Annotated in this window: 22 protein-coding genes; 12 read left to right on the top strand and 10 right to left on the bottom strand. The window is 34.2% G+C overall.

Annotation, left to right across the window (positions count from 1 at the left end):
* Positions 1–183 precede the first annotated feature (183 nt).
* The 10 genes from EG814_RS12060 (at position 184) to bglX (ending at position 16213) form a co-directional block, all read left to right on the top strand.
* Positions 184–3306 (top strand): SusC/RagA family TonB-linked outer membrane protein, encoded by a 3123-nt coding sequence (locus tag EG814_RS12060; protein WP_125722196.1) that lies wholly within the window; start codon positions 184–186, stop codon positions 3304–3306.
* Positions 3307–3318: 12 nt separating this feature from the next.
* Positions 3319–4827 (top strand): RagB/SusD family nutrient uptake outer membrane protein, encoded by a 1509-nt coding sequence (locus tag EG814_RS12065; protein ID WP_125722197.1) that lies wholly within the window; start codon positions 3319–3321, stop codon positions 4825–4827.
* 19 nt (positions 4828–4846) lie between these two features.
* Positions 4847–5731 (top strand): hypothetical protein, encoded by an 885-nt coding sequence (locus tag EG814_RS12070; RefSeq protein ID WP_125722198.1) that lies wholly within the window; start codon positions 4847–4849, stop codon positions 5729–5731.
* Between the two features lie 148 nt (positions 5732–5879).
* Positions 5880–7334, top strand: a complete 1455-nt coding sequence (locus tag EG814_RS12075) for a glycoside hydrolase family 30 protein (RefSeq protein WP_125722199.1) — start codon at positions 5880–5882, stop codon at positions 7332–7334.
* A 91-nt stretch (positions 7335–7425) separates the two neighbouring features.
* Positions 7426–8853 (top strand): glycoside hydrolase family 30 protein, encoded by a 1428-nt coding sequence (locus EG814_RS12080; protein ID WP_125722200.1) that lies wholly within the window; start codon positions 7426–7428, stop codon positions 8851–8853.
* A 27-nt stretch (positions 8854–8880) separates the two neighbouring features.
* Positions 8881–10353 carry a glycoside hydrolase family 30 protein gene (locus tag EG814_RS12085; RefSeq protein WP_125722201.1) on the top strand — a complete coding sequence of 491 codons (1473 nt, stop codon included), beginning with the start codon at positions 8881–8883 and terminating at the stop codon, positions 10351–10353.
* Between the two features lie 119 nt (positions 10354–10472).
* Positions 10473–11546 (top strand): glycoside hydrolase family 16 protein, encoded by a 1074-nt coding sequence (locus EG814_RS12090; RefSeq protein WP_125722202.1) that lies wholly within the window; start codon positions 10473–10475, stop codon positions 11544–11546.
* Positions 11547–11708: 162 nt separating this feature from the next.
* Positions 11709–12548 (top strand): endonuclease/exonuclease/phosphatase family protein, encoded by an 840-nt coding sequence (locus EG814_RS12095; RefSeq protein ID WP_125722203.1) that lies wholly within the window; start codon positions 11709–11711, stop codon positions 12546–12548.
* Positions 12548–13972, top strand: a complete 1425-nt coding sequence (locus tag EG814_RS12100) for a glycoside hydrolase family 30 protein (RefSeq protein WP_125722204.1) — start codon at positions 12548–12550, stop codon at positions 13970–13972. Before EG814_RS12095 ends, EG814_RS12100 begins: the two co-directional genes overlap by 1 nt.
* Positions 13973–13984: 12 nt before the next feature.
* A complete protein-coding gene (gene bglX, locus EG814_RS12105) occupies positions 13985–16213 on the top strand; it encodes a beta-glucosidase BglX (protein ID WP_125722205.1) in 2229 nt (742 codons plus the stop codon).
* Positions 16214–16311: 98 nt separating this feature from the next.
* On the opposite strand, the gene EG814_RS12110 is transcribed toward bglX, so the two are convergent.
* Entirely contained in the window at positions 16312–16569 is a 258-nt protein-coding gene (locus tag EG814_RS12110; protein ID WP_125722206.1) for a hypothetical protein, read from the bottom strand.
* Positions 16570–16852: 283 nt separating this feature from the next.
* Between EG814_RS12110 and EG814_RS12115 the strand changes: the two genes are divergently transcribed.
* Positions 16853–17608, top strand: coding sequence for an NUDIX hydrolase (locus EG814_RS12115; RefSeq protein WP_125722207.1), 756 nt, complete (start codon positions 16853–16855; stop codon positions 17606–17608).
* Between the two features lie 32 nt (positions 17609–17640).
* Entirely contained in the window at positions 17641–17958 is a 318-nt protein-coding gene (locus EG814_RS12120) for an MmcQ/YjbR family DNA-binding protein (protein WP_125722208.1), read from the top strand.
* Between the two features lie 121 nt (positions 17959–18079).
* Here EG814_RS12120 and EG814_RS12125 read toward each other — a convergent pair whose 3' ends face one another.
* From EG814_RS12125 to EG814_RS12165, 9 genes are all read right to left on the bottom strand, one after another.
* The gene (locus EG814_RS12125; RefSeq protein ID WP_125722209.1) at positions 18080–18688 is read right to left on the bottom strand and encodes an alpha-ketoglutarate-dependent dioxygenase AlkB family protein; all 609 of its coding nucleotides are present in this window, start codon (positions 18686–18688) and stop codon (positions 18080–18082) included.
* Complete coding sequence (locus EG814_RS12130) at positions 18675–18920, bottom strand: Ada metal-binding domain-containing protein (RefSeq protein WP_125722210.1); 246 nt, start codon at positions 18918–18920, stop codon at positions 18675–18677. Before EG814_RS12130 ends, EG814_RS12125 begins: the two co-directional genes overlap by 14 nt.
* Before the next feature lie 205 nt (positions 18921–19125).
* The gene (locus EG814_RS12135; RefSeq protein WP_125722211.1) at positions 19126–19839 is read right to left on the bottom strand and encodes a 2OG-Fe(II) oxygenase; all 714 of its coding nucleotides are present in this window, start codon (positions 19837–19839) and stop codon (positions 19126–19128) included.
* Positions 19840–20010: 171 nt separating this feature from the next.
* Positions 20011–20853 (bottom strand): bifunctional helix-turn-helix domain-containing protein/methylated-DNA--[protein]-cysteine S-methyltransferase, encoded by an 843-nt coding sequence (locus EG814_RS12140; protein ID WP_125722212.1) that lies wholly within the window; start codon positions 20851–20853, stop codon positions 20011–20013.
* A gap of 167 nt (positions 20854–21020) precedes the next feature.
* On the bottom strand, positions 21021–21482 hold the full coding sequence (locus EG814_RS12145) for a GNAT family N-acetyltransferase (RefSeq protein ID WP_125722213.1): 462 nt from the start codon (positions 21480–21482) through the stop codon (positions 21021–21023).
* Positions 21483–21555: 73 nt separating this feature from the next.
* Positions 21556–21888 (bottom strand): DMT family transporter, encoded by a 333-nt coding sequence (locus EG814_RS12150; RefSeq protein WP_125722214.1) that lies wholly within the window; start codon positions 21886–21888, stop codon positions 21556–21558.
* 39 nt (positions 21889–21927) lie between these two features.
* Positions 21928–23007, bottom strand: coding sequence for a WG repeat-containing protein (locus tag EG814_RS12155; protein WP_125722215.1), 1080 nt, complete (start codon positions 23005–23007; stop codon positions 21928–21930).
* Between the two features lie 11 nt (positions 23008–23018).
* A complete protein-coding gene (locus EG814_RS12160) occupies positions 23019–23303 on the bottom strand; it encodes a hypothetical protein (protein ID WP_125722216.1) in 285 nt (94 codons plus the stop codon).
* Positions 23304–23602: 299 nt separating this feature from the next.
* Complete coding sequence (locus EG814_RS12165; protein WP_125722217.1) at positions 23603–25921, bottom strand: patatin-like phospholipase family protein; 2319 nt, start codon at positions 25919–25921, stop codon at positions 23603–23605.
* Between the last annotated feature and the right edge of the window lie 119 nt (positions 25922–26040).

Consider the following 26040-nt stretch of genomic DNA (forward strand, 5'->3'; position numbering starts at 1 on the left):
GTACTATTATTGTTTTTTGTAAATATTTTAAAATCAAATATTTATGTTTTTTTTGATGTGTTTTTATAATATTATTTTTTTGTTTTTGATGTGTTTTTGTAATGACTTATGGATATGAAAAGTAAAAATTTAGTTTTAGTATTGCATCAAATTACTAATTAATTAACCAAAATTTTTAGAAAAATGAAATTAACAAAACTACTTGTTTTTTGTATTTCATCTTTGTTATTCTCGGTTATCGCTGTGGCTCAGGATGTCACAGTAAATGGAATAATAAATGATGAAAGTGGAATGCCTGTTCCAGGCGCAACTGTTTTATTAAAAGGTACTACGAAATCTACAGCGTCAGATTTTGACGGAAAATTTCAAATGCAAGTCCCATCAAATGGAACATTAACAGTTACATTTATAGGTTATACTACAGTAAATGAGGCTATAAATGGAAGAACGAAAATCTCAATTCAATTAAAACCAGAATCACAATCTTTAAATGAGGTTGTAGTGGTTGGATACGGTACTCAAAAGAAATCTGTTGTAACTGGAGCAATTTCTAGTGTAAAAGCATCAGATTTAGAAGATTTGCCAATAACAAGGGTAGAACAATCTCTTCAAGGTAGAGTTTCTGGGGTTACTATTGCAGCAAATGCAGGACAGCCAGGATCTTCTTCTACAATACGAGTAAGGGGTATTACTTCTTTTGGAAACAACGAGCCTTTATGGGTTGTTGATGGTGTAATTGTGGATTCTGGCGGTATTGGTTATTTAAACCAATCTGATATTGCTTCTATGGAGGTTTTAAAAGATGCTGCATCTCAAGCTATTTATGGTGCTAGAGCAGCAGCCGGAGTTATCCTTGTGACAACAAAAAAGGGAAGATCGGGTAAAATGAGTGTAAATTATAATGGATACACTGGATTTTCTGCAGCATCGAGAAAACTTGATCTTTTAAATGCTACTGAGTATGCAACAATAATGAATGAAAGATATGCAAATGGCTATACAGATACTACAAAACCTTACGATCTTCCGTACAAAAATGTTGCTTCTTATGGAGAAGGTACTGATTGGCAAAAGCAAATTTTTAATGATAATGCTCAAAGAACTGGTCATGAGTTAAGCTTATCTGGAGGAAATGATGTTTCTACATTCTATGTTTCTTTTGGTTTATTAGATCAAGAAGGTATTGTAGCTACTCCAATTTCTAACTACAATAGAAAAAACATCCGTTTAAACTCTACTCATAAAATTGTAAAAGGATTAACTTTTGGTCAAACTTTAGGTTACTCTCACGAAAAAACAGTGGGTATCGGTAATACAAATAATGAATATGGAGGGCCATTAAGCTCTGCAATCAATTTGGACCCAATTACTCCAGCAATTGTTACAGATCCAACTGTTGCAGCTGGCTATCCGTACAATCAAAACTATATTTTAAGAGATCCAAACGGAAATCCATATGGAATTTCTCAAGTAGTAACTCAAGAAATGAGTAATCCATTAGCATATATTCAGACAAGATTAGGAAACTACAACTGGGCAGATAATTTTGTTGGAAATGCTTACTTAGAATTAGAAGCTATTAAAGGATTAAAGATTAGAAGTACTTTAGGAGGTAAATTAGCCTATTGGGGTTCAGAAGGTTTTACACCAGTATATTATTTTAATTCTTCTACTATTAATGCCAAAAATAATTTGAGCAGAAGTTCAAATAGAGGTTTTGGATGGAATATAGAAAATACAATTTCATATACAAAACAAATCGACGATCATAACTTTTCTATTTTAGCTGGACAAGGTGCATACGTTGATAATATCACATCTGGGTCTACAGTAACTTATTTTAACATTCCGTATACTAATTTTGATGATGCAACTTTCCCGAACGACCATCCACAGGACAATATTACCGCTTCTGCTTACAATGGTTATGAACATAAAGTTACTTCATTATTTGCAAGAGCAAATTATGATTACAAAGAAAAATATTTGTTTACTGGTATTGTACGTCGTGATGGTTCTTCTCGTTTTGGTCAAAACTACAAATATGGTACTTTCCCTTCATTCTCATTAGGATGGGTTCCAACAAAAGAAAATTTTTGGCCAGAAAATAAAGTCGTAACTCAGTTAAAGTTTAGAGGAGGATACGGAATTACAGGTAGTGATGCTATTGGAGATTTTAAATATTTAGCAACTATTGGGGCAGGACGAAATTATACTATCGGAAATCAAGGTTCAGTAGTTGTGGGTAACAGCCCTAACGCTCCTGCAAATCCAGATTTGAAATGGGAAGAAACTAGCCAGGCAAACGTTGCTTTTGATATTACGTTCTTCAATGACTTATCATTAACAACAGATTTTTACATTAAAAAATCGTATGGTATTTTACAAGATATTGACCTTCCTGGTCACGTTGGTAGTACGGGTAGACCTTCTGCAAACATTGCAGATATGGAGAACAAAGGGGTTGACTTAGAACTTTCTTATCGTAAAAAAATTGGTAAGGTTGGTTTCGGCATCAGCGGAAATATTTCTTATCTAGAAAATGAAGTAACAAACTTAGGAAAAGATATCCAGTTTATTTCTGGAGATGCGTCGTTCCAAAACATGGGTGCAGTAACAAGAACACAAGTAGGACAAGCTTACAACTCTTTTTACGGCTATAGAACGCAAGGAATTTTTCAAAACCAAGCAGAAATTAATGCCTACACAAACGCTTCAGGTGGTTTAATTCAGCCAGGTGCAAGACCAGGAGATTTCAGATGGCAGGATCTTAATGGAGACGGACAAATTTCAGATGATGATAAAACTTTCCTAGGAAGTCCGCTTCCAAAATATACTTATGGTTTCACAATTAATTTGGACTATAAAAACTTTGATTTATTAATTTTTACTCAGGGAGCAATTGGAAACAAAATTTTCCAAGGACTTCGTCGTCTGGATATCACAGATGCAAATTACCAGACTTCTGCTTTAGGGCGTTGGACAGGTGAAGGATCAACTAATTCATATCCAATTTTATCTACAGTAGATAATAATAAAAACTTCTCAAACCCATCAGATTTTTATTTAGAAGATGGAGATTACTGGAGAATTAAAACAGTTCAAATTGGTTATAACCTTCCAAGTGATGTAGTTTCAAAAGCAGGTCTTTCTAAAACAAGACTTTATTTGACTGGAGAAAATTTATTGACATTTACAAAATACTCTGGATATGACCCAGAGATTGGAGGAGGAGTTTTTGGTATTGATAAAGGATATTATCCGCAAGCTAGAACTGTAATGCTAGGGGTTAATTTACAATTTTAAAAATTAAAGATTATGAAAATTAAAAATATAAGATATTCATTCATTGCCGCTGGATTGTTGCTTCTAGGCTCTTCTTGTGGTGAAGATTTTTTAACAGTTGAGCCAAAAGGGCTTCCGTTAGTAGACAATTATTATAGAGACGAATCAGAAGCATTTTCTGCACTAGTTTCTGTTTATGATATACTGGGTAAACAATCAAAAGGTTTTGAAAACATGATAACTATGCTAAATGCAGGTTCAGATGATTTTTATGCTGGAGGTGGAGGACCTGGTGATGGTGCTGGTATACATGCTTTTGATAATTATAAACTGGATAAAATAAATATTCCAAGAAGCTATTGGGGTGATTTTTTTCAGGGAATTGCTAGAGCCAATATTTTATTGGTAAAATTACCAGAGGTAGATATGCCTGAAGCTAAAAAAGTACGTTTTGCAGCAGAAGCGAAAGCATTGAGAGGATATTTCTATTTTGAATTGGTAAGAACATTTAAAAATTTACCATTAATTCTAACTCCAATTTCGCCAGCTGAAGGCTATAGTGTTACTCAAGTTAGTCCACAAGAAATTTATGCACAAATTGAAAAAGATTTAATAGAAGCAAAAGCTGTTCTTCCTAATAAAATTGATGTGCCAACAGAAGGTGGTCGTCTTTCAAAAGGAGCTGTGCAGGCATTATTAGGTAAAGTTTATTTGTATGAGGGTAAAAATTCATTAGCGGCTGCTGAATTTGAAACTGTAAATGGTACACCAGGAGGAACTAGCATTTATGGTTACAAATTATTAGATAAATTCTCTGATTTATGGGTAATTAGTAACAAATTTAACTCAGAAGCTATCATCGAAATTATGCATACAGATAAAAGTAATGCAGACTGGGGATTCTGGGGCGGCGGAGCTGACGAAGGAAACTCTGTTAATATCATGGTAGGACCAAGAGGATATGGTAGAGATGACCTAACGTTGCCAGATTATATTTCAGGATGGAGTTTTAATCCTGTAACGCAAAGTTTATATGATGCTTTAAAAGGAGATCCGCGTTTTAATTCTACAATTTTTGATTTGCGTGCCCTTAAAGCATCAGGAGCTGCAGATTATGCGCCTGGAGATCAAGATACAGGATATTTCTTAAAGAAATTTATGCCATTAAACTCAGATACTTCTACAGGCGGAGGAGCGACAGCTTTAAATTATAAACAAGATACTTATGCAATTCGTTTAGCAGATACTTACTTGATGGAAGCAGAAGCATTAGGCGGAACTGGTGCTAGAGCGCAAGCTTTATTAGATGCAGTAAGAGCTAGAGTTGGATTGACACCTGTACCAGTATCTTTAGATGCAATTGCCAACGAGAGAAGACTAGAGTTGGCTGGTGAAGGACACCGTTGGTTCGACTTAGTTAGAACTGGAAAAGCTGCAACTGTTCTTGCTTCTAGTGGATTTACTGCTGGTAAAAATGAAATTTGGCCTATTCCACAAAAAGATTTAGAAAATACTCAGCTAGTTCAAAATCCTAATTACTAATTAGTTAATACAATATCATATGAAAATAAATATAATAAAAAAACAAGCCTTTTTAGTATTGTTTTTTATGACAGCAGTATTAGGTTTAACTAGCTGTCAGCCAGAAGATTCTGTTGCTAATAATGGATTGACGAATGAGAATGTCGATGCTTCTTTTACCATTACACCTGTTGAAGGGAAAGTAAATACATATAAGTTAGCAGCGCAGCCAAATGGAGTTTTAAAGTCACTTTGGGATATAGGAGCAGGAACTTACTCTGGTAAAATGGAAGAAGAAATTTCTTTGCCAGATGCAGGAACTTATACAATTGTGCATACAGCAATTGGTGCTGGAGGAGCTACAGCTACTAAATCACAAGACGTGGTAGTTGCAACATCAGACCCTTTAAAAGGAAATTTAGTGCAAGGTGGTTCTTTTGCAACTGTAGAAGATCAAGCAAAATGGACTGTGTTAAATCTTAGCGCTACAGGTGCAGCATTTTGGTCATTTGCTAATAACAGTGCCACTATTCACTCTCCTGGAGGTTGGGCTCAAGAAGGAATCTATCAAGCTATTGATGTTGTAAAAGACAAAGAATATACAATAGATATGAAAGTTTCTTCTCCTAGTGGTTCCGATGAAACTTGGTTTGAAGTTTACGCAGGAAAATCAGCTCCACAATCTGGAGTAGAATACAAAGACAATAAAGTTATGGGATTAAGTACTTGGGATGGTTGTGCAAAATCTGGTTTCTCAGGAATGCTTTCTTTAGTAGGCTGTGTCAAAAACGAAAAAACAGGAACCGTTTCTAATGTAGTTAAATTTGCAGAAACAGGAAAAATCTATTTGCTTATACGTTCTGGCGGTAACACTTTTACAAAAGATGGAATCACAGTTACAAAAGTTGAGTTGAGAGGAAAATAAAAAGTTAAGTTAAGTTTAAGTTTAAGTTTGGTTGTAAATAGCCCATAATCATTATGAGTATGGGCTATTTTTTAAATCCTCAGAAGGGTAGAACTCGATTTTTGATTTCTTCTAAACTTCAATTTAAAATCATAATAATTGAAAGCGAATGAAAAAAAATAGCCTAAAAATTATATGCCTTTTGTTTTCTGCTGCAGCTTTTTCGCAACAGCCCAAAACAAAAAAAGAGTTTACAACCAACGGCAAAAAAATAACCGTTTACACAACAGCAGAAAACTCTAAGTTACGATTAACTACTACAGATAATCTGACTTTTTCTGCAGCAAAACAGCCTTTAGAAATTGAAAGTTCTATTTTTGTAGAACCAGCTAAAAGGTTCCAAACTTTTATGGGAATCGGAGGTGCGATTACAGATGCCAGCGCCGAAATATTTGCTACGCTTTCAAAAGAAAAACAAGCAGAATTTTTAAATGCTTACTACGATCAGCAAAAAGGTATTGGCTATTCTTTGCTAAGAACAACGATTCAAAGTTCTGATTTTAGCAGTGGAAGCTATTCTTATATCGAAGAAGGAGATAAGGATCTGAAGACTTTTTCTATTGATCACGACAGAAAATACCGTATTCCTTTAATCAAACAAGCCATTCAGAAAGCAGGCGGAAAACTAATGACTTATGTTGCGCCTTGGTCACCAAATGCTTTTATGAAAAGCAATAAAAATGTCTTAAAAGGAGGAACTCTTCTTCCTGAGTACTACCAGACTTGGGCTAATTTTTACGCAAAATTTATAAAAGCTTATGAGAAAGAAGGCATTCCGATTTGGGGAACTTCTACTCAAAATGAACCAATGGCGGTGCAAACTTGGGAATCTTGTATTTATACAGCTGAAGCCGAAAGGGATTTTATTAAAAATTATCTGGGGCCAACTTTGAAAAAGGAAAATCTTGGAGATAAAAAAATTGTGGTTTGGGATCATAACCGTGATTTGATGAATTATCGTGCCAACGTAATTTACTCCGACCCTGAAGCATCAAAATATGTTTGGGGAATGGGATTTCACTGGTACGAAACCTGGTCCGGAGGAGCACCGATGTTTGATAATGTCGGAAAAGTAAATGAAGCTTATCCAGATAAAAAATTAATGTTTACAGAAGGCTGTGTCGAAAAATTTGATGCTTCAAAATATCAATTTTGGGGTAATGCAGAACGTTACGGAATGAATATGATTCATGATTTTAATAACGGAACTGTGGCTTGGACAGACTGGAATATTCTCTTAGACCAAAACGGAGGTCCTAATCATGTTGGAAATTTCTGTTTTGCACCAATTCATGCAGATACAACAACAGGAGAATTAATTTATACTCCATCGTACTATTACATTGGGCACTTTTCAAAATTCATTCGCTTAAATGCTGTTCGAGTTAGTACAGCCGCAAGCAGAAGCGCTTTGCTAAGCACTTCTTTCTTAAATACCGACGGAACTATGGCAACTATTGTCATGAACCAATCGGCAAATGATCTTACGTACAATTTAATAATTGGTGATAAAAAGGCAGAAGTGAAAATTCCGCCGCATGCTATACAAACGCTTGTTTATTAATATTTTGTAGTAAAGCACAAGACGAAGACTAATTTGAATCATCCCTATTAGTCTTCTCTTTGCTTTTAATTCAAAAACTATTTTTTAAGAGATGAATGTTCAAATTAAAATATTTGTATCAGCCTTTATAATCTTCGTACAGCTGAGTTGTTTTTCTCAGCAAAAAACTAAAATAAAGGTATTTACTACTGCCGAAAACACCAATAAGAAATTATCATTATCCAATGATTTAATTTCAAACAACACTCAAAAAACAACAGTATCAATTACTGTAAATACTGAAAAAACAGATCAAACCTTTTTAGGAATTGGAGGTGCCATTACAGATGCCAGCGCAGAAGTTTTTGCAAAATTATCTCCTAAAAAACAGAAAGAATTCCTAAATGCTTATTACGATAAAAAAAGCGGAATCGGTTATTCTTTGGCTAGAACAAATATTCACAGTTGTGATTTTAGCAGTGACAGCTATACTTATATTGCTGAAGGAGACAAAGACCTGAATACTTTTAATATAGATCACGATCGAAAATATAGAATTCCTTTAATCAAAAAAGCAATTGAAACAGCCGGCGGGAAACTAACTTTATTTGTCAGCCCTTGGAGTCCCCCAGCTTTCATGAAAGACAATAATGATATTTTGCACGGCGGCGTTTTATTGCCTGAATTTGCTCCAGCTTGGGCATTGTATTATACTAAATTTATAAAAGAATACGAAAAAGAAGGAATTCCGATTTGGGGATTAACTATCCAGAACGAGCCAATGGCCAGACAAAGTTGGGAATCTTGTATTTATACTCCAGAAGCAGAAAGAGATTTTCTAAAAAATCATCTGGGACCAACTTTAGAAAAAGAAGGATTAGGTTCTAAAAATGTCATTATTTGGGATCACAATCGTGGAGATATGTTAGAAAAACGTGCAAATCTCGTTTTCTCAGATCCTGAAGTTTCAAAATATGCGTGGGGAATTGGATTTCACTGGTATGAAACTTGGAATGGTGGCCCGCCACAATTTGAATCTGTGGCAGAAGTTCACAAAGCATTTCCAAACAAAAATCTGATTTTTACAGAAGGTTGCATCGAAAAATTTGATGCCACAAAATATCAGTTTTGGGGAAATGCAGAACGTTACGGAATCAATATGATTAATGATTTTAACAACGGAACGGTAGCTTGGACAGATTGGAATATTCTTCTAGATCAAAAAGGCGGCCCTAATCATGTTGGGAATTTCTGTTTTGCACCCATTCATGCCGATACCTCAAAAGATGAATTAATCTATACGCCAATGTATTATTATATCGGACATTTCTCAAAATTCATTAGACCAAATGCAAAAAGAGTACTCGAAACAATAAGTGACAAATCTTTATTAAGTACTTCTTTTAAAAATACCGACGGACAATTGATTACTATCGTAATGAATCAATCTGAAAAAGAAATTGTTTATTCTTTAGAAAATCAAAAGCAAAAAACAACAATTACAATTCCAGCACATGCTATACAGACAATTGTTTACTAATTGTCAAGTTAACTAAAACCACAAAAAATGAAATTTAATTTGAAAAATACTATAAAAGCATTTTTTTTCATGGCAGCCGTTTTGGCTCAAGTAAAATGTTCTTCTTCAAGCGACCCAATAGAAAATCCACCTGTAGACCCACCAGTTGTAAATCCGCCGGTAGTAGTAACAAATGATGTAGATTTTTGGCTCACAAAAGGCGATCAAAGTGTGCTGCTGAAAAAACAGTCAGGAACATTAGGATTTGGTACAGCAGCAAATGCTTACTCTAATATTGAAGTTAACGCAGCTCAAAAATATCAGAATATTGATGGTTTTGGATATACCTTAACAGGAGGGAGTGTAGAGGTTATAAACCAGTTAAACCCAGCAAAAAGAACTGCTCTTTTGCAGGAATTGTTTGGTTCTGGCGAAAATTCAATTGGAGTAAGTTATATGAGAATCAGTATTGGAGCTTCAGATTTAAATGCTGCGCCTTTTACTTATAATGATCTTGCAGCCGGAGAAACAGATTTAAATTTAGATAAATTTAGTTTAGAAAAAGACAAAAATCTAATCGCGATGCTGAAAGAAATTCTGGCAATTAATCCGAAAATTTTAATCTTAGGAACTCCTTGGTCTGCACCTGTTTGGATGAAAGACAATGCAAGTTTTAAAGGAGGAAAACTGAAAACAGAATATTATGATGTTTATGCTAAATATTTTGTCAAATACATTCAGCAGATGAAAGCAGAAGGAATTACGATAGATGCTGTAACACCTCAAAACGAACCTTTGCATGACGGAAATAATCCAAGTATGTATATGTCTGCTGCAGATCAGGCAAACTTTATTAAAAAAAGTTTAGGGCCAGCATTTAAAGCTGCAAATCTGAGCGTGAAAATTATTGCTTACGATCACAATTGTGATAATCCAAATTATCCAAAGGCAATTTTGGCAGATGCAGAAGCATTTCCATTTGTGGACGGATCGGCTTTTCATTTATATGCAGGAGATATTAGTGCTCTGACAAATGTGTATAATTCGTATCCAAGTAAAAATGTGTATTTTACAGAGCAATGGACTTCTTCTGAAGGTCAATTTGCGGGCGATTTAAAATGGCATCTTCGAAATGTAATTATCGGATCAATGAGAAATTACAGTAAGAATGCATTAGAATGGAATGTCGCAAATAATGCAAATTTTGGACCCAATACAGATGGTGGCTGTACAATGTGCAAAGGCGCTATAACTATAAATTCAAGCGATAGTTTTCAGCGTAATGTAGCCTATTACATTATTGCTCACGCTTCAAAATTTGTTCCGATGGGATCTACCCGAATTGCAAGTAATTCTGGCGGAAGTTTGCAAAACGTTGCTTTCATTACACCTTCTGGCTCTAAAGTCTTGATTGTAGAAAATGATGGTGCTGCAACAGAAACTTTCAATATCAAGTTTAATGGCAAATGGGTAACCACTTCGCTTGAAGCAGGATCTGTTGGAACTTATACTTGGAAATAATAGTGAAATATTTTAATAGTATAATTTTTTTACTTTCTGATTAAAAAATAAAAAAGTAAAATAAAAAATATCTATATTGATACTCAATTTATTAACTAAACCACTTAAACAAATAAACCATGAAAATGATTAATATTATAAGTAAAGCAGGAATATTTACTTTAATCCTGCTGTTTGTATTTCAGTCTTGCAGCAGTAGCAACGATTCTAAGGATGATCCTGCGGTAGTTACACCCGATAAAATTTCTGTTCAAGTTGAGATAGTGGGTAAAACAGCCGAAATGCCAAACGGTGATGGAAGCGGAAAAATCAATTTAAAAATAGAAGCTGACAATGCAAAGTCATATAAAGTAGTGGTCAACAAAGAAACAAAAGAGATTACAACCAATACTTTTGCATATGAATTTACTGAGCCAGGAACCAAAACTTATACTATTGATGTTACAGCATTTAATGGCATAAAATACACTCATACTTCTACAACAGTAAATATTTTTGTTGCTAGAAAACTTATCTGGTCAGACGAATTTAATACAGACGGCGCTCCAGATGATGCAAAGTGGGGATACAATACCGGAACTGGCGGCGGCTGGGGAAACAACGAGTTGCAGTATTATACCAACAGAACTGAAAACGTTAGAATTGATAACGGAACTTTAAAAATCACGGCAATCAAAGAAGATTACATGGGAAGCAAGTATACTTCTACAAGAATGCTTACAAAAGGTAAATTTGCATTTAAATACGGAAGAGCAGAAGTTCGTGCAAAACTACCAGTAGGTGGCGGAACATGGCCTGCTTTCTGGCTTTTGGGGGATAATATTGATACTGTGCCTTGGCCTGGTTGTGGCGAAATAGATATTTTAGAATCGGTTGGAAATAATCCAGATGTAATCCATTCTTCTCTTCATTCTCCGGGACGTTCAGGAAACACTCCTGATACTAAAACTGTAAAAATTCCAAACACAGCAACAGAATTTCATGTTTATGCTGCAGAATGGAGCGTAGAAAGCATCAAATTTTTTGTAGACGATAATCTTTTTTACACTTACAAAAATTCGAGCACAACTCCTTTTAACGAAAAATTCTTCGTAATTCTGAATTTTGCAATGGGAGGAAACTTTGGAGGTGCAGTCGATCCAAACTTTAAAAGCGCAACATATGAAGTTGACTACGTAAGAGTTTATAATTAACACGTTGGGTGAAATTATTCCTAACACATAAAAACTATGTTTCTATGTGTTGAAATTTATATTTTGAATTTCACCAAAGGGGTATAATTAACATATTTTTTATGTTAAATGTTTTCTTCAAAGGCTTGGAAAACCTAGCTTTACGGGATTAAAATTTTTAACATGAAAAAGATAAACAAACTCGTTTTTGCAGTAATCCTGCTTTTAGCCGTGAACTCCTTTTATGGTCAGACTTTAAAAATTATGACCTATAATATTCGTCTCGATGTTGCATCAGATGGAGAAAATGCATGGCCAAACCGAAAGGATTATTTTAATGCTCAAATTGGCTTTTATAGTCCAGATATATTTGGAGTTCAGGAAGCAACGCCAAATCAGGTAATAGATATTGCAAATGCTCAAACCAATTATAACAAATTTGGAGTAGGAAGAGAAGAATGCGGTTTGGGAGAAGCCTGTACGATTTATTACAAAAAAGATCGTTTTAAGGTAGAGCAATCCAATACTTTTTGGCTTTCAGAAACTCCAAATGTAGTTTCAAGAGGTTGGGATGCTGCCTGTAACAGAGTTTGTACTTACGGACTTTTTAAAGATTTAAAAACTAAAAAAACATTTTGGGTTTTCAATCTTCATTTAGATCACATGGGAGAAGAAGCAAGAGTGAAAGGCGTGCAGCTAGTTCTTTCAAAAATTGCAGCGCTAAACACAAAAAAATATCCCGCTTTTTTAATGGGAGACTTTAACTCAGAACCAGAAACAAAACAGATTGCAGAAATCAAAAAAGTAATGGATGATACGAGAGATGTTTCAAAAGAAAAACCTTTCGGGCCTTCAGGAACTTTCAATGATTTTAAACACAATGAACCCGTAACATTATTATTAGACTACATTTTCATTTCAAAAAATAGTGGTTTTAAGATTCAAAAACATGCAGTGTTAAGTGATTCTAAAGATTTAAAATATCCGTCAGATCACTTGCCTGTTTTAATAGAAATAGATTAATGAAAAATTATACAAAAAAACTTCAAATCCTTGTTTTACTGCCCTTAATTGCCATGCAGATAAAATGCGGATCTTCAGCAAATACCGTAGCCAATTCAGGAAAGATAGAATCTTGGATTACTACAACAGATGAAACTTCAAAACTTAAAAAACAGCCAGATTTGGTTTTTGGTTCAGAGACAAATTCAAACCCAACTATCGAAGTAAATGCTGCAGAGAAATTTCAAACCATAGAAGGTTTCGGATTTTCGTTAACAGGCGGAAGCGCTCAAGCCATTAAAAAATTGGATAAACCAAAAAGAGAAGCTTTACTTCAGGAATTATTTTCTAGAAAAGACGACGCAATTGGTTTAAGTTATTTAAGATTAAGTATTGGAGCATCAGATTTGAATGAAAAAGTTTTTTCGTATGATGATATGCCAGCAGGGCAAACTGATTTAGAACTGAAACATTTCAATTTAGGGTCAGATTTAGACGATGTGATTCCGGTATTAAAAGAAATTTTAGCTATAAATCCTAAAATAAAAATAATGGGTTCTCCGTGGTCGCCTCCAGTTTGGATGAAAGATAACGGAAGCTCAAAAGGCGGAAGCTTACAGCCAAAATATTACGGTGTATATGCTCAGTATTTTGTGAAATACATTCAAGCAATGAAATCTCACGGAATTGTTATCGATGCCATTACGCCTCAAAACGAGCCATTGCATCCAGGAAATAATCCGAGTTTGCTAATGTTGGCAGAACAGCAAGCAGATTTTATCGGTAATCATTTGGGTCCTGCTTTCGCGAAAGCAAAAATCAAAACCAAAATTATAGTGTACGACCACAATTGCAATAAACCCGAATATCCTCTGACGATTTTAAAAGATCCAAAAGCAAATCCGTTTGTTACAGGATCAGCGTTTCACTTATACGAAGGAGATATTAGTGCTTTGACAACGGTGCACGATGCATTTCCGAATAAAGATTTGTATTTTACCGAACAATATACAGGATCTGGAAGCAATTTTGAAACCGACTTAAAATGGAATGTCAAAAATGTAGTAATTGGTTCGATGAGAAATTGGAGCAAAAATGCACTTTCATGGGGTTTGGCAAATGACGAATTCTACAAACCTTTTACGCCAGGCGGATGTTCAACCTGTAAAGGTGCTTTGATGATCGATCAGAATCAAAATATCAAGAGAGAAGTAGGATATTATATTATCGGACATGCTTCTAAATTTGTTCTGGAAGGTTCAGTACGAATTGGAAGTAATATTGTAGGAAATCTACACAATGTTTCTTTCAAAACTCCGTTAGGACAAACAGTTTTAATTGTAGAAAATGACGGAGCTTCAGCAGAAACTTTTAATATTAAATACAACCAAAAACAAACTTCAACCACACTAAACGCTGGGGCAGTAGCCACTTACGTTTGGTAAACAACTTAAAGAATGAAAAAAGTAACCACAATTACGCTGTTTATGCTCTCGCTTTTTGCGTCGGCACAACAGCAGTCGATAGATCAAAAAGTGAATGATCTATTGAAAAAAATGACGATCGAAGAGAAAATTGGTCAGTTAAATCAGTATACTGGCGACAATCAGGCAACTGGTCCAATTACAATCAACCCGAACAAACAAGCCGAAATAAAACAAGGTTTAATTGGTTCGATGCTGAATGTTATCGGAACAAAGTATACAAGAGGATATCAAGAATTGGCGATGCAGTCAAGACTTAAAATTCCGTTGTTGTTTGGTCAGGATGTAATTCACGGATACAAAACTACGTTTCCTCTTCCTTTAGCGGAAGCAGCAAGTTGGGACTTAGAAGCTATCGAATTGGGAGCAAGAGTCGCTGCGGTAGAAGCTGCAGCTAGTGGAATTCACTGGACATTTGCGCCAATGGTTGATATTGGGCGTGATCCGCGTTGGGGACGTGTAATGGAAGGTGCAGGAGAAGATACTTATTTAGGTTCTAAAATTGCTTATGCAAGAGTAAAAGGTTTTCAAGGAAATAAATTAGGAGATTTAAACTCTGTAATGGCTTGCGTAAAACACTTCGCTGCGTATGGAGCGGCAGTTGGTGGAAGAGATTACAACTCGGTCGATATGAGCGAAAGAATGCTTTTAGAAACGTATTTACCTCCATTTAAAGCAGCTTTGGACGCTGGTGCAGCAACATTCATGAATTCATTTAATGATATTAACGGAATTCCAGCAACTGGAAATGCACATTTACAAAGAGATATCTTAAAAGGAAAATGGAATTTTCAAGGATTCGTAGTTTCAGATTGGGGTTCAATCGGCGAAATGGTAGCGCATGGTTATTCTAAAGACCTTAAAGAAGCCGCTTATTCTGCCATTATAGCAGGAAGCGACATGGATATGGAAAGTAATGCTTACAGAGGAAACTTAGCGCAATTGGTAAAAGAAGGAAGAGTTTCTATTGATTTAGTTGATGATGCCGTTAGACGTATTCTTCGCAAGAAATTCGAAATGGGATTATTTGATGATCCATATAGATATTCTGATGCAAAACGCGAAGAGAAAGCGTTAAACAATCCAGAACATAGAAAAGCTGCACGTGAAATGGCAGAGAAAAGTATTGTTTTATTAAAGAATGAAAACCAGACTTTACCAATTTCTAAAAATGCCAAAACAATTGCTTTTATCGGACCGATGGTAAAAGAGTACAAAGAAAATATGGGATTCTGGGCAGTTGAACTTCCAGAAGTCGATTACAACAAATGGATTGTTTCGCAATGGGACGGTTTGCAAAATAAAGTAGGCAAAAACACAAAATTACTGTATGCAAAAGGATGCGAAATTGAAGGAACAAACAAAGATGGTTTTGCAGAAGCTGTTGAAACGGCAAAACAAGCAGATGTTGTCATTTTGAGTATTGGTGAAAGACGCGATATGAGCGGTGAGGCAAAAAGCCGAAGCGATCTGCATTTGCCAGGTGTTCAGGAAGATTTAGTAAAAGCAGTTATGGCAACAGGAAAACCAGTTGTAGTTTTAATAAATGCAGGAAGACCTTTGGTTTTTAACTGGACTGCAGATAATGTTCCTGCAATTTTATACACATGGTGGTTAGGTACTGAAGCTGGAAACGCAATTGCAAATGTATTATTTGGAGATTATAATCCGTCTGGAAAACTGCCTATGACTTTTCCTAGAGAAGTGGGGCAAGTGCCAATTTATTACAATCACTTTAGCACAGGAAGACCTGCTAAAGATGAAAATGCTACAAACTACGTATCAGCTTATATCGATTTGAAAAACTCTCCAAAATTTCCTTTTGGATATGGTCTAAGCTACACAACATTTGATTATTCTGGCTTGAAATTATCTTCAACCAAAATCAAAAGCAATGAAACTATCAAAGTTTCTTTCCAATTGAAAAACAGCGGAAAAATGGATGGAGAAGAAGTTGTTCAGTTATATTTAAAAGACAAATTTGGATCTGTAGTTCGTCCAGTTTTAGAATTAAAAGATTTCCAAAAAGTGAAATTAAACGCTGGAGAATCTAAAACAATCGAATTTACAATTGACAAAGAAAAGCTTTCTTTCTACAACAATAAATTAGAATGGGGGCCAGAACCAGGAGATTTTGAAGTGATGATCGGAGCTTCATCAGCAGATATTAAATTAAGATCTGATTTTGAGTTAGCAGATTAAAAAAAAGCGGGGTCTTTAAGAAGATCCCGCTTTTTTTTTAATAAAAAAACCTCACCGAAGTGAGGCGGCATTATAAATTATATAAATGTGTAAAGGACTTACTTTAAAACGGTATTTATAAAATCCATTGCGCCAATTCCCTTATAAGATGCGTACAAAGCTTTCTCATAAGCTTCTCTCTTCGCTTTCTTATCTTTTACATCAGTTTCAACAATCATTTCGTTGAAAATTCGTTCCTGTTCTTCACTATATTTCAGAGATGCTTCCAAAAGATAGGTTTTCGAAACAAAACCAAAAGACGACCATATCGAGGTCCTGATTTTTTTATTGATGTTTTTTAAAGAATTAGCAGTCATAGCTTCTGTATTTAAATTTCTACACTCACTTTGAGAAAAATGGAAACAGCTTGTATTATTTTTCTTTTATTTATTTGGATTTTAAAAACTAAAATCAATAATGTGTTATTATGACGCAATGTACTTATTTTTTTTATATTTGATTTTAAATTTTCGTTAAAATTGTAGTTCTAACACTTCTCTTTCGAATGAAAAATCATCCCTTTGTTTTGCAAAAAATATTTCAGTTTTATAAAAATGAAGTAAATTGCAGGGTTATTAAAAATAGGTTTAATAAAAGCTAATGTTAAAAGACATTGTAGATAATAACGAAAACTACCAGCCAGGACTTTCTATAGACTGTGTTATTTTTGGTTTTCATGATAACCAGTTAAAAGTTTTATTAATTAAAGTAGAACGTGCAAATAAATGGTCTTTACCCGGCGGATTTATTCCTGTTGATCAGGATATTGATACAGCCGCAATCACGGTTTTAAGCAGCAGAACAGGCGTTGACGGAGTATTTTTAAGGCAATTTGCAACGTTTGGGAAAGTAAATCGAAACCATCAGCATTTTGATAAAAAAATATTAGAATATCTGCAAATCGAAGAAGAAAAAGGAAAGTGGCTCCTACGTCGTTTTGTTACCATTGGATATTATGCGTTGGTCGATTTTTCTAAAATTCTCCCAAATCCAAGTGGTAGACATGAAATAGTAGAATGGATTGATCATAAAGAAGTTCCAGAATTAATCTTAGATCATAGAGAAATTTTGGATAAAGCTTTAGCCACTTTGCGAATAGAATTAAACTTAATGCCAATTGGTTACAATTTATTGCCAGAGAAATTTACGATTCCAGAACTGCAAAAGTTATATGAAACCATTTTGGATAAAAAACTGGATAGACGAAACTTTCTTAGAAAAATTACCAATATCGGAATCTTGACAAAACTCGACGAAAAGAAAAGCAACGTAGCCCATAAAGCTCCAAATTTATATTCTTTTGATAAAGAAAAATACGATGAGGTTCTTAAAAATGGACTGAATCAAGGCTGGTAAAAAGCAAATTTTTAATCTTAAAAATGCTGATTATGGTTTCAATAGAAGAATTTAGAAAATTAGCAATGTCATTTCCAGATGCAACCGAAGAACCTCATTTTGAGAAAACTTCTTTTCGAATCAAAAAGAAAATTTTTGCCACTTTTGACAAAAAAAACAATCACGCCGTTATAAAATTAAACGAAATAGATCAGTCGGTTTTTTGTGCGTCAAGCGAAAAGATTTTTTATGAAGTTCCAAACAAATGGGGAAAACAAGGCTGGACAATTGTCGAACTTTTAAGAGTTAGACCCGAAATGTTTGAAGATGCTTTGATACGTTCGTATGAAAATGTTGCCACAAAAAAATAAATAAGTATTGAATTAAGAATTAAGAATTAAGAATTAAGAATTAAGAATTAAGAATTAAGAATTATACTTTAGATTTCTTTTTAATTTTCTGAATCTCTTAACGGTGAAAATATTTTTTATTTTATCGAACAATAGTTCTAAAAGTCAAATTTACTCTAGGTTTTTGAGTGCTTTTTGTTGTTGGAAGTCTGTGTAGCCAATGCGTTTGCGTTTCATCTTTCATAACCAATAAACTTCCGTGTTCTAAGATTAAAGAAACCGTTTCTTTAGATTCTTTATGTTTGAAAGCAAATTTACGTTCGGCACCAAAACTTACTGAGCCGATTGCCCCGTTTTTCTTCAGATCTTTTTCGGCATCGCTGTGCCACGCCATTCCTTCTTCTCCGGAATGATATAAATTTAAAAGGCAGGAATTAAAAGTTTCTCCTGTTTTTTCTTCAATTGCTTTTTTTAAATCCAAAAGTTCCTTTGTCCAGGGGAGCGCTTTTTTTGTGGTATTCGAATATGTATATTCAAATTCTTGATCGCCATACCAAGCCACTTTTCTTTTGGTTAAAATTAATTTTCCAAAAATAACAGCTTCGTCATTTTTCCAATCAATTGTATTTAAAAGATTTTCACGATAAAAATCGGCTTCATTTCTAGAGAAAACTTTTCCGTAATAATTTACCGTTCCATCTTTTGGAAGCAAGTTTGTAGTTTCGTCTGTTTGGGGATTAAATAAGTCCATTTTTCCATTTTAAATATTCGGTTTTCATACAATGTCCGCAAGGCCTAAAACCGTTTTGTTTGGCTTCATTTTCAGATAAAAAGAAAACCCGATTTTCGCGTTTCATTCTTTTTCCCGAAGAACATTTCAGCGTTCCGTAAATTTTTAGCTTTTGATTGCCACCAAAGCAAATTTCGCCATTTTTAATTTTATTTCGTAGTTCAGAATCTGAAATTTTATTGTGATTAAACATAAAATATAAGTTTTGAATTGTAGAGACGCACTGCAGTGCGTCTAACGTTTGCAGTTTTTTCGCCACGAATTCACGAATTTCTTTTATATACGTTATCTAATATTATTCGAATTAATCCGAATAAATAATCGCAAAGATTTTAATGAAAATTCGTGAATTCGTGGCGAAAAAATCTATTTAATCTGTGAAATCTGTGGCAAAAAAACTAACTAAGGGCATCATGAAAAATAATCCCGAGCGTAAATCTTTCACCAGAATGAACTTCGCTTACGCCATGTTTCATATTTACTCTATAATAACCTTTTGTTCCTTTTACAGGTCTGAAATTAGTCGTAAAAACTAAAACATCACCTTTTTTAGGCTTCAAAACAATCGCTTTAGATTGCGCTCTGGGCGTCTGCTGTGTCAAAACAAATTCGCCGCCAGTAAAATCTTCGTCAGGTTCATTTAGAAATAAGACAATCTGAATTGGAAAATAAACATCTCCATACAAATCCTGATGCAAAGTATTAAATCCGCTTTTTCCATATTTTAGAATTAAAACGGTTGCTTTTAATTGATCATTTTCATGACATTGCTGTAATAATTCAGAATGAGTTTCTGGAAATAAAGTATTAATATTTAAGGCTTTCATCCACGCATTGGCAATTGGAGCCAATTTTGGATAAATCGAAGTTCGAATTTCCTGAATTAAATCAGGAAGCGGATAATTGAAATATTTGTATTCGCCCAAACCAAATCGATAGCGTTCCATTACGACTGTTTTACGATATAAATTTGGATTGTCATAATCAAATTTTAAATCTTCACATTGCTCGTTATCAAGAATATTTGGAATAATGGCAAAACCATTTTCGTGCATAGATTCGGTGATGTTTTCCCAGTTTTGGGATGCAATTTTGGATTGTATATTTTGCATAAGAAGTTTTTAGGTTGAGATTTTTTTTTCGCCACGAATTCACGAATTTTATTTTTAAATGCGTTACCTGATATTATTCGAATTAATTCGAAAAAATAATTTCAAAGATTTTAAAAATAATTCGTGAATTGCTTCGCCTGTTCGCTATCGCTCGAGTCGTGGCCAAAAAAATTAAAGATTTATCTGCGCGCCCTCCCAGCCAATAATGGCTGTTTTTCTGGTATTTCCCCACATGTAACCGCCAAATATTCCAGAAGACTGAATCACGCGATGACACGGAATCAAAAACGCAACAGGATTACTGCCAATCGCTGTTCCAACTGCTCTAGATGCATTTGGTTTCTGAATTTGATGTGCAATAGAACCGTAAGTAGAAAGCTGTCCCATTGGGATCTTTAACAAAGCTTCCCAAACTTTCAATTGAAAATCGGTTCCTTTTAAATGGAGTTTAATTTCGGATAATTTGCTCCAGTCGTTCTGGAAAATAAAAAGTGCATTTTGCTGTGCTAAATCCAGTTTTTTAGAAAATTGAGCATTCGGAAATTTATCTTTCAATGCAATAAATCCGATTGTTTCATTTTCGGCGAAAGCCATAAAACAAACGCCTTTTTGGGTAGAAGCCACAATGATATTTCCAAACGGACTTTCGGCAAAACTGTAATTGATGAAAAGGTTTTTTCCGCCGTTTTTGTATTCGGCTGGAGTCATTCCTTCGATATTTACAAACAAATCATGAAGACGGCTTGTTCCTGAAAGCCCAGTTTCGAAAGCAGTTTCAGAAATAGTTGCCTGATTTTCTTTCAGTAATTTTTTGGCGTGTTCGATACTGGTATATTGTAAAAATTTCTTCGGACTTGTTCCTGCCCATTCGCTAAAAAGCCTTTGAAAGTGAAACGGACTCAAATGTACTTTTTCGGCCACTTCATCAAGATTAGGCTGGTCTTTAAAATTTGCTTTGATATAATCTATAGCTTCGGCGATACGATTATAATTGATGGTTTCTTGTGTGTTCATCTTCATTCCATTTTATAATACAAATATCGATTGGATTTAGAAGGTATAAAATCCGAAACTTGCTGTTCTTTTGCCACAAAGGCGCGAAGGCACGAAGATTTAATTTTAATCTTTGTAATACCTAAAAAAACTTAGTGCCTTTGCGCCTTTGAGGCATTAAAAAAAAATCATAACTCCTTTTCCATTTTATAATTAATCAATTCAACGTTTTCGCGAATATTTTTTTGTTTAGCTTTGGCAACGAATCCTTTCTTTTCGAAGAATGGTTTTGCAGTGATGCTGATATCAGAAGTTAAAATTTTTGAGTTATGTTTTCTGGCTTCTAGTTCTAATTCGGCTAGGATTTTATCTGCAATTCCTTGTCGTTGAAAATCTTTGTGAATGTAGAAGAAATCTATATAATTTCCGTCTTTTAAAGTTCCGAAACCTGCAATTTGATTTTCTATTATTGCTAATAAAACAAATTGATTTTGAATTACATCAATCCAGCGCTCTTTATTATTTACGCTTGAACTCCAAACATTTCTTTGTTCTTCATTATAATCGTTTTTACAAACAGATTGAATGGTTTGGAGATACAATTGTTGCATTTCTTCAAGGTCTGAAATTGTAGCTTTTTTGAAAATCATTAAAATATTGATTTATAGTGTTATGTCGTTCGTGATAGTATCATTTGATAGTATCATACCGCAACGAAATGATCTAATGCGCCACAGTTTTAGAAAAAACATTAATTACAATCACGCCAATTACGATTAATGCTAAACCAATAATGGCGGGTAAATCTGGAATTTCTTTGAAGAAAACAGCTCCAATAATCGTTATTAAAACTATCCCAACACCAGACCAAATTGCATAAGCAAACCCAACAGGAATGGTTCTGATAGCAAAACTCAAACAATAAAAAGCACCGCAATATCCAATTATGGTAATAATACTCGGAAGCAGTTTGGTAAATTCTTCTGATTTTTTTAATGCAGAAGTTGCGATGATTTCGAATACTATCGCCAAGAATAAAAATAGAAAATTCTTCATAGTTTACTTTTTTACAAAGTTAAACTTTAATGTAGAATCTTATTTAAGAACTTCTTTTTTAAGCGAAACACTAATTAGTTTATAACCGTTTTCTGTTCGCAAAAATTCAAAGTGATCTTGCCCGAAATCGGTTTTGTTTTTTGAGTTAATTACAATATCCATAGTTGGATATTGCCAATCTTTTGATTCATTGCAATTGTTGAAATAAATATCGTATTCCTCAGATTCGTAAATGAATTGATTTAATCCATCAGAAGAAATAAAGTAATCTGTCTTTTTAGAATTTAACTGCTGCAATTTTAGTTTTAAAAGAGTATAATTCTGCTCAATAAATTTAGACTTAGATTTGCTAATCCAGCCGTCGGGCTCTTTCCAATACGTGATTTTATCGAAAGAATATTTTTCTAAACTGGCTTTGGATAAATCAGTAAGGAAAGTGTTTTTTAGCCAATTTTTAAATTCTTTATCATAATTAATAAATGAATAATAGAATCCGTCAATGCCTAGAAAATTGTCTCTTATTGCGTTTTTGCTTGGTTCTTTTGATTTTTCTAACGAATAAAAATTGAGATCGTTACTGTCTTTGAAGTTTTCAATCAAGATTTGATTATGGATATCTATAAGATATTCTTTTCCGCCTGTCCAGAAATAATGTTCTCCATCTTGTTTTTTTTCGGCATCTTTTAAAACTGCAATAATTCCATTATGAACTTTTGATACAACACTGTAATGAGCTGGAATTATAATTTTTCCTTCGCTGTTAAAAATTCCCATTTTATCTGTTTTGCGATCTGTGAATCTAATGAAACCTTCATTTTCACAATCAGGACCATTGTCAAAAACATACAAACTGTCACGGCCAATTATTTTTCCTTGTTTGGTTAGATAATAGCTTTTCCATTTTCCGTTTTCTTCTTCAGAAACCGCAATGATATTTTCGAATTTTCGAGCAATTGTAAAACCTGTAAATTTTGGTTCTATTTTTATTGTTCCATTTTTGTCTTTAAAACCAGTGAGGGTGGTGTCTTTGTTATAAAAAGAAGTCCAGATGTCATTGCTTTGAGCAAAGGCAGAAAAATTTAGAATAATAAGGATAGTAAGTATTACAGACTTTTTCATAAAATGGTGTTTTATCTGATATGGCTCTCTAATTCATTATTTTTTGCTTCATCAAAACAATCGGCGCAAAGCATTTTAAAATCGGCTAAGCGTTGAAATGCTTCGGTCCATTCTTCGCCATTATCTAAAAGATATTGTTCGCACGAACTGCACCAGGCAATTTGGGGAAGATCTTCTTCGGCTTCAGAATAGAAAAATCCAACTTGAGTTTTTGTATTTATTGCTGTTGCGATATGAATGCAGGAGAAAGACATTTCTTTTGAGCCGTGAATATCACATATAATTTCTTCAATCATTTTTTGAGTTTTAAAAAGCTTCTACTCCAAATTTAAAGTTATAAAGTAAAAAACCTGTAAATGTCTTGTTAAATTAAAGCGTTCTCGAAAATACGTATGCGTGAGGGATAGGAGGAAGCTACCGAAGTAGCCCGGATAGCCCGACCCCGATCTGATAAGTGGGCGAATAATCTTAAGGTATTTTGCCCACTTATCAGATTGGGGGCACGCCCTGATTAATTTTAGATTTTAGATTTTAGATTTTAGATTTTAGATTTTGGAATTTGGGTTTTGAAATTTTGGATTTTTAAAAATGATCTTTATGGATTAAACGATAATCCGACACTAAAAAACAATCTTACCTTTTCGATATTATTAATCCACGATGTATCAAAAATGATTGGGCCTAAGATGGATTGATAAGAGATTGAAGCTCCGCCTGATAATACAAGACTAGTGTCCATGTTTTCGTCCCATTTTCCTTTTGGATTAAAGGCATGATCCAGATATTCGTTAAAAGTGTCAAAGCCAACCGTTGCAATTTTAAAATGAGGTGTCAGATAAATTTTTCCTGTAATATTGATTTGAGACGCGAGTTTAACGCCCATGTATTGTGTGACATTGAGTTCGTCTTCGTGAAGGCCAGGAAATGAAAAACGATTACTGCCAGAGCTTGGTATAATGCCGCCTATGAAATATTTTGCAGCATAACCAAATCCTGAAAATGGAATATCATCTTCTTTGAGTTTATCCTGAAAAATAAAATAAGAATCAAACCCTACGATTCCTGTAATTTTCTTTTTTATAGGTAATCTCTTTTCAAAAGTAAAACCAAACTTGGTGTAACCGTTTGTTGAACCGGAAATGTTGGTTAAATCAGGATCAGAAAACGAGGTTTCGATATCGGTAAGGAATGATCGCGCTAGATTTGAATTTATAATGGTTCCTTCTGTAGCAAAGAAAACATTATCCATATCATTGTAGGAATAGTGCAAATTAAATTCGATATTGTTAAAACTGTAGTTGTTTATTGAAAGGGAGTTGGGATTATATTCTCGGTCATATTTTGGTTTTAGATTGGTGTAGCTGTAGTTTAACCCAAAACCGACATAGCTTTTCAGAGAGTTTAAATTCCTGTTTACTTCGTTATTGAATTCAAGAGTATTGTAAAGTATATTGTCTGATGCTTTACCATTGATGTAAATTTCTTGTTTTAGAAAAGCTCCGTAACCTTCTGTTGCCCACCACCATTCTCTGCGTCCTCCAAAGTTTTTCTGATAATTGATTCTCACTTTTGGCTGTTCTGCGATATCGGCAGTTATGAGAAGGCGTGAAGCATCTGCGAGAATGTTTCTTCCTGTATAATTAAAAATGATGCCGACTCCTCTGTAAGTGTCGTAATGTACAGAAGTACTAAGCTGGTTTTTGGCGCGTTCAAATCCAAATAAGTTGATTCCGAGTTTGTCTTTATCTTCTATGAAATAGCTGTACGTAATCTCTTCAAATAGATTAGTACCCATAGCACGGTTAATTCCTGCTATTAAATCTTTGGTGGTGTATTTTACATGTGTTTTAAGATTTGTTCTTCCTACAACCAAAGGCATGTTTTCTGGACTTATTTTTTTATAAATTATGGTGTCAAATACAAATTCTTTAGGCATTTGGGGTAATGCGTGAGTTCGTTGCGGAAATCCTTTTAGCTTTTCGGCTAAAGAGATTAAAGCCGGAAGATTTTGATTTGTGGCTATTTTACCGTCTTTGTAGATTTCATTGCTTTTTGCAAAATCAGCGGTTGAGAATCTTAAATTGGGGAAATGATCTACTAATATATTACAAAGATCGCGGTTTGCAGGATTTTTAATATTACTCGGAAACATACTGGTTTGCATTAACACTGTCATAATGTTATTCAGTTTGTCCAAAGGTTCCATTCCGCCTCCTACGTCACTTCCAATGATAATGTCGGCTCCCATTTGTTTGGCAACATCAGTCGGGAAATTATTTAACACTCCACCGTCTACCAATATTGATTTTCCGTAAGGCATTGGCTTGAAAATAGCAGGCAGTGACATACTGGCTCTCATTGCATAAGCTAAATTTCCTTTGCTTAAAATTACCTCTTTTCCCTCTACTAAGTCTGTGGCCATGGCTCTAAAAGGTATTGGAAGGCTGTCAAAATCTTTTACATTATAAACAGGGAAGGTTAATTCGGAAAGATATTCTCTTAGATTTTGATCATTTAAAAGGGAACCAATACTGTTCAGTTTTCCGTCTTTAACACCTATTCCGACTAAATATCTTTGAAATTCTCTTTTTTCTTCTACACTTACAGATCGTAAGGATTGACCTCCGCCCAAAAGTTTGTCCCAATAAATATTTTTGGTAATTTTCTCGATACTATCACCAGAATATCCCATTGCGTATAGACCGCCAATAATACTTCCCATACTATTTCCAACAATAAGATCGGGAACAATATGTAGTGAATCCAATTTTTGTAAAAGCGGAATGTGTGCAATTCCTTTTGCGCCGCCACCACTTAATACTAGTACGACTTTGGGCTTTTTTTCCTGAGAAAAAATTATATGCGGAAGACTTAGTAAAAAGAAGAAAACGAATAAATAAGATATTTTTTTCAAAGTATAGTGGTTATGTCGTTGAAAATTAGAGGCTTATTTTTTTGGGGTAATTAAAAGTATGGAGATATTTATAAACGTGCAATTTTTTGAAAGAAATCTTTATTAGATACCATTTGTAT

The organism is Flavobacterium ustbae, assembly GCF_003946915.1.
In the GTDB taxonomy this organism is placed as follows: domain Bacteria; phylum Bacteroidota; class Bacteroidia; order Flavobacteriales; family Flavobacteriaceae; genus Flavobacterium; species Flavobacterium ustbae.

Excerpts from the sequence above, each read along its gene's own strand:
- EG814_RS12160 (WP_125722216.1), bottom strand. The coding sequence starts at position 23,303 with ATGATTGAAGAAATTATATGTGATATTCACGGCTCAAAAGAAATGTCT.
- EG814_RS12130 (WP_125722210.1), bottom strand. The coding sequence starts at position 18,920 with ATGTTTAATCACAATAAAATTTCAGATTCTGAACTACGAAATAAAATT.
- EG814_RS12145 (WP_125722213.1), bottom strand. The coding sequence starts at position 21,482 with ATGATTTTCAAAAAAGCTACAATTTCAGACCTTGAAGAAATGCAACAA.
- EG814_RS12140 (WP_125722212.1), bottom strand. The coding sequence starts at position 20,853 with ATGAACACACAAGAAACCATCAATTATAATCGTATCGCCGAAGCTATA.
- EG814_RS12120 (WP_125722208.1), top strand. The coding sequence starts at position 17,641 with ATGGTTTCAATAGAAGAATTTAGAAAATTAGCAATGTCATTTCCAGAT.
- EG814_RS12150 (WP_125722214.1), bottom strand. The coding sequence starts at position 21,888 with ATGAAGAATTTTCTATTTTTATTCTTGGCGATAGTATTCGAAATCATC.
- EG814_RS12060 (WP_125722196.1), top strand. The coding sequence starts at position 184 with ATGAAATTAACAAAACTACTTGTTTTTTGTATTTCATCTTTGTTATTC.
- EG814_RS12100 (WP_125722204.1), top strand. The coding sequence starts at position 12,548 with ATGAAAAATTATACAAAAAAACTTCAAATCCTTGTTTTACTGCCCTTA.
- EG814_RS12125 (WP_125722209.1), bottom strand. The coding sequence starts at position 18,688 with ATGGACTTATTTAATCCCCAAACAGACGAAACTACAAACTTGCTTCCA.
- EG814_RS12155 (WP_125722215.1), bottom strand. The coding sequence starts at position 23,007 with ATGAAAAAGTCTGTAATACTTACTATCCTTATTATTCTAAATTTTTCT.
- EG814_RS12110 (WP_125722206.1), bottom strand. The coding sequence starts at position 16,569 with ATGACTGCTAATTCTTTAAAAAACATCAATAAAAAAATCAGGACCTCG.
- EG814_RS12075 (WP_125722199.1), top strand. The coding sequence starts at position 5,880 with ATGAAAAAAAATAGCCTAAAAATTATATGCCTTTTGTTTTCTGCTGCA.
- EG814_RS12090 (WP_125722202.1), top strand. The coding sequence starts at position 10,473 with ATGAAAATGATTAATATTATAAGTAAAGCAGGAATATTTACTTTAATC.
- EG814_RS12135 (WP_125722211.1), bottom strand. The coding sequence starts at position 19,839 with ATGCAAAATATACAATCCAAAATTGCATCCCAAAACTGGGAAAACATC.
- EG814_RS12115 (WP_125722207.1), top strand. The coding sequence starts at position 16,853 with ATGTTAAAAGACATTGTAGATAATAACGAAAACTACCAGCCAGGACTT.
- EG814_RS12065 (WP_125722197.1), top strand. The coding sequence starts at position 3,319 with ATGAAAATTAAAAATATAAGATATTCATTCATTGCCGCTGGATTGTTG.
- bglX (WP_125722205.1), top strand. The coding sequence starts at position 13,985 with ATGAAAAAAGTAACCACAATTACGCTGTTTATGCTCTCGCTTTTTGCG.
- EG814_RS12095 (WP_125722203.1), top strand. The coding sequence starts at position 11,709 with ATGAAAAAGATAAACAAACTCGTTTTTGCAGTAATCCTGCTTTTAGCC.
- EG814_RS12070 (WP_125722198.1), top strand. The coding sequence starts at position 4,847 with ATGAAAATAAATATAATAAAAAAACAAGCCTTTTTAGTATTGTTTTTT.
- EG814_RS12080 (WP_125722200.1), top strand. The coding sequence starts at position 7,426 with ATGAATGTTCAAATTAAAATATTTGTATCAGCCTTTATAATCTTCGTA.
- EG814_RS12085 (WP_125722201.1), top strand. The coding sequence starts at position 8,881 with ATGAAATTTAATTTGAAAAATACTATAAAAGCATTTTTTTTCATGGCA.